This window comes from Pseudomonas entomophila, assembly GCF_029478665.1.
GTDB classification, from domain to species: Bacteria; Pseudomonadota; Gammaproteobacteria; order Pseudomonadales; family Pseudomonadaceae; genus Aquipseudomonas; species Aquipseudomonas entomophila_F.
Map to the genome: position 1 here is coordinate 1 of NZ_JARPQB010000108.1, position 4,785 is coordinate 4,785.

General features: G+C 65.7%; 2 protein-coding genes. Both read left to right on the top strand.

Annotated features, from left to right (window positions below):
• Window positions 1-1,616, top strand: a 1,616-nt coding sequence (locus P5705_RS26055; protein ID WP_277463731.1) for a DUF2345 domain-containing protein, incomplete at its 5' end; no start/stop codon positions are given.
• The coding region (locus P5705_RS26060; protein WP_277463732.1) for a DUF6531 domain-containing protein at window positions 1,613-4,785 on the top strand (3,173 nt) is incomplete at its 3' end. The genes P5705_RS26055 and P5705_RS26060, both read left to right, overlap by 4 nt.

Below are 4,785 nucleotides of genomic sequence, written 5' to 3' on the forward strand. Positions count from 1 at the left end.
TGAACATGCCGCACTACAAGCTGCCCGACCTCAAGACCCTGGCGACGATCAAGAGCAAGGAATACAAGGGCAGCCGCGGCAACGAACTGCGCATCGACGACACCACCAGCGAAATCAGCATCGCCCTGCGCAGCGACCACGGCGCCAGCGCGCTGAACCTCGGCTACCTCACGCACCCAAGACCATCGGGCGGCGCCCCACGCGGTGAGGGCTTCGAGCTGCGCACCGACCGCCACGGCGCCGTGCGCGCAGCGGGTGGCCTGCTGATCACCACCGAGCCGCGCCCGAACGAAGCCAAGCACCACAAGGACCTGCCGGAAACCGCCGAACGCCTGGCCACCGCCAGCGAGCAGCAGGACAGCCTGGCGGAACTGGCCAAGCAGATGCAGGCCCAGGAGCCCGGCGACCAGGACGCCGTGGCCAAGGACCTGCACAAGCAGCACATGGGCATTCTCGGCAGTGGCCCAGGTGACCTCACGAAAAACGAGTTCGCCGAATTCACCCAGCCGCACCTGGTGGTGTCCAGCCCGGCCGGCATCGCCCTGACCACCCCCGGCCCGAACCACCTCACCAGCGGCAGCCACCTGGCGTTGAGCAGTACCGGCCACACCAGTATGTCGATCGGCAAACGCCTGCTGGCCAGCGCCAGCCAGGGCATGCGCTTCTTCGTGCAGAGCCTGGGCTGGAAGCTGGTGTCGGCCTCGGGCGACATCGACATCCGCGCCCTGAAGGACAGCATCAACCTGCTGGCCAAGCTGGACATCACCGCCAACGCCGACCGCATCATCCTCAAGGCCAAGACCGAGCTGGTGGTGCAGGGCGGCGGCAGCGCGACGACTTACAACGCCAGCGGCATCACCCACGTCACCAGCGCCAACTATACCGCCCACGCCGCGCAGTTCGCCCACATCGGCGCGGCGAGCATGGCCGGCACCTTCCCCGAGCCGCCCAAGCCCGGCAAAGGCGCGCTGGAGCTGTTCAACCTGTACGCCAACACCAAGGGCATCAAGGCCGGCGACTACGAAGTCACCGATGCCCTGGGCACGGTGCTCAAGGGCTCGCTGGACGGGCAGGGCTTCAATGCCGTGTCCGGTGCCGCGCCCGGTCCGGCCTGGGTCACCTTCGGCCGCGACCCGACGCCCCCGTGGGCGCCGAGCAGCTACATCGGCGAAGTCGAGTGGCCGGTGCAGCCGCCCGACCCGAACAGCCTGTCGACCCAGCTCGAATCGCTGGTCGACAAGCTGCCGCTGCCCAAGGGCGAAGGCGGCCTGTTCGACAAGGCCAAGCAACTGGCCGGCAGCGGCATGGACGCGGCCAAGACCGGCATGAACCTGCTCAAGACCGGACAAGGCGCAATGCAGAGTGCACAGCAGGTGCAAGGCGCGCTCAAAGGCGGCGTTGCTGGCCTGCCGCAACTGGCCAGTGCCGCCAGCTCGGCGCTGCCGGCCGCCTCCAACGCCCTGGGCGCCGCCGGCAAGGCGGGCAGCGTCGCGCAAGGAGCCATGGCCAGCCTGCCAAGCCTGCCCAAGCTGCCAGCGATGCCCAAACTCCCCGCTTTCAAGGCCCCGAGCCTGAGCACTGCTACCGATCTTCTGCCAAGTGAACTGATGTCATGACCGCCGATACCTCTGAAAAACCACGTCCAGCCCAGGCGGCGGTCGTTCCCCTGGACCAGATCGGCATGGCCGACGTCAGCCGCGGCGCCGCCGTGTTCGACGCCTGGCTGCGCGAGATCAGCGGCGGTTACGTCAACCTCGAACGGCTCAAGGACACCGCCGAGGTGCTGCCGGTAATCGGCAACATCATCGCCCTGGTGGATGCCGTGGGCGATATCGTCAACCTGGCCAGTGCCAAGGAACCCGACCCGTGGGACTGGGTGAGCCTGGGCATCAACCTGATCGGCGTGATCCCCGCACCGCCGACCATGGCCGCCGCGCGAAAGGGCCTGCGGCCGATGCTGACCCTGGCTCGCCAGGAGCGCAAACAGGTCCTCGGCGACGCGCTGGTCGAGATCATCGTCGGCCACCTCAACGCCGACCTGCTCGGCGAGCTGGACAAGTTCCTTGCCGACGCCGAAGGCCAGCTCACCCCGATCCTCACCGAAGCCGCCAAGACCGGCGAAAAGCTGATCAACAACACCGCCGATGCCATCGACGCCATCGTCCTCGGCAAACTCGACAGCAAGGGTGACCTGGACAAGGCCGCGCAACTGGCGCAGAAGGTCAGCGAAACCTGGAAGTCCGACCCGTCGGTGGCCTTCGAGAACGCCTTTGGCGCGTTGAGCAACGCCTACTCGGCAATGGGCAAGGGCGCGGCCAACACGCTGATGAGCAATGCCGTGCCCACCCGGGTGCAGACGGAAGTGCTGGCCTACACCAAGCAATTCCGCACCTTGGCGCCGCAAATGAGCGGCAAGCTGATGAGCCTGGGCAGCACGGCCAACAAGGACTCGATCAAGAACATGCTGCTGGTGCTGCACAACAGCAGCGTGAAGTGGCACCTGCGCAACCCTAAGGCCTTGCCCACGGTGGTCAAGCAGGACAAAGTCACCGAAGCCAAGCACCAGGGTTCCAAGGGCCGTACCGAGTCGATCACCAACCAGGGCCCGGCGACGAAAGCGGCCAATGACCAGAAGAACGAGGTCTGCACCAGCACCTGCAACCGCATCAACTTCGCCCTGGGCAGCGAGTCGCTGCACCACACCGACTTCAGCCTGCCCGGCCCGTTCCCGGTTACCTGGACGCGGACCTACAACTCGCGGCTGGACAAGCTGGACGACGGCGTTCTCGGCGCCCGCTGGGTCACCGAGTTCACCACCTGCATCGACGTGGTCGACCAGGGCGTGGTGTTCCACGACATGGACGGCCGCAGCCATGCGTACCCGCTGCCCAAGCAAGGCAAGCCGCACCATGATGCGGTGGAGTACTTCACCCTGGTGCGTACTGGCGAACAGCAGCTGGTGCTGTTGCGTGGCCTCACGCGCCAGGAAACCTATGCTCGCCATGGCGACCGCTTCTACCTGACGCACATCAAGCTGCGCAGCGGCGCCGGCGCGATGCTGCACTACGAGCACCGTCACCACGACCGGCCAGTGCTGTCGGACATCAACACCTACCAGGACGACGACCCGACCAAGGTGCATCTGCAACTGGGCACCTTGCTCGATGACCACGGCCACCTCCAGGGCCTGTGGCAGGTGGTCGATGGCAAGCCGCTGCGCCAGCTGTGCGGCTACCACTACGATGACCACGGTGACCTGATCGCCGCCCAGGATGAGCATGGCGCCGCCTGGCGCTATCAGTACCAGCACCACCTGGTCACCCGCTACACCGACCGCACCAACCGCGGCATCAACCTCGAATGGGACGGCAGCGGCCCACACGCCAAGGCCATCCACGAATGGGCCGACGACGGCAGTTTCGAGACCCGCCTGCAGTGGGACGAGCGCATCCGCCTGACCTACGTCACCGATGCCCACGGCCAGGAAACCTGGCACTACTACGACGCAGAGGGTTACACCTACCGGATCAAGCACCCGGACGGCAATTCCGAATGGCTGTTCCGTGACGCGCGCAAGAACGTCATCCGCCACGTCCACCCCGACGGCAGCCAGGACCGCTACGTCTACGATGAGCGCAGCAACCGCCTCAAGCACATCCGTGCCGACCACAGCACGGTGCACTACGCCTACGACGACCAGGACCAGCTGATCAAGATCAGCGACGCCGAGGGCGGGCTGTGGCAGCGCGACTACGACGAGCGCGGCAACCTGGTCGAGAGCGTCGACCCGCTGGGCAACAAGACCGAGTTCGCCTACACCCCGGCCGGGTTGGTCAAGGCGATCAAGGACGCCATCGGCAACGAGAAAAAACTTGCCTACAACGATGCCGGGCAACTGCTCGAATACACCGACTGCTCCGGCAAGACCAGCCAGTGGACGTACGATACCTCCGGCCAGCTGATCGAGTTCGCCGACGCGGCGGGCAACAAGACCGCCTATGAATACAAGGCCGGGCAACTGGCCAAGGTCACTCACCCGGACAAGACCGAAGAACGCTTCGAGCGTGACGCCGAAGGCCGTCTGCTGGCCCATGTCGACGCGCTTGATCGCTGCACCACCTGGTCTTATACCGCTGCCGGTATGCTCGCCGAACGCGTCGACGCCAACGAGCACACCCTGCGTTATCGCTGGGACAAGCTCGGCCGCCTGATCGGGCTGGAAAACGAAAACGAGAGCAAGGCCAACTTCCTCTACGACCCGGTCGGTCGGCTGCTGCAGGAGACCGGCTTCGATGGCTTGGTCACCCGTTACCAGTACGACCCGAACAGCGGTCGCCTGGCGAGTACTCAAGTGGGCCAGCGCCGTATCGACCTGCGTTTCGACCGCATGGGCCGCCTGGCCGAGCGTACGGCGCGCCTGGGTGATCAGAGCCAGAGCGAAACCTTTGCCTACAACGGCAACGGCCAGTTGGTCCAGGCGATCAACGCGGCCAGCAAGCTGCAATGGTTCCACGACGACGCGGGCAACCTGACCCGCGAGCACCAACACTATTTGGCCACCGGCACGCCGATGGTCGCGGTGTGGCAGCACGAATACGACGCGCTCAACCAGCGGGTCAGCACGATTCGTCCGGATGGCCACAAGGTCAGCTGGCTGACCTACGGCAGCGGCCACCTGCTCGGCATGACCCTCGACCAGCACGAGATGCTGGCCTATGAGCGCGATGACTTGCACCGCGAAATCGTGCGCCATCAGGGCAATAAGCTGATGCAGACCCAGGCCTG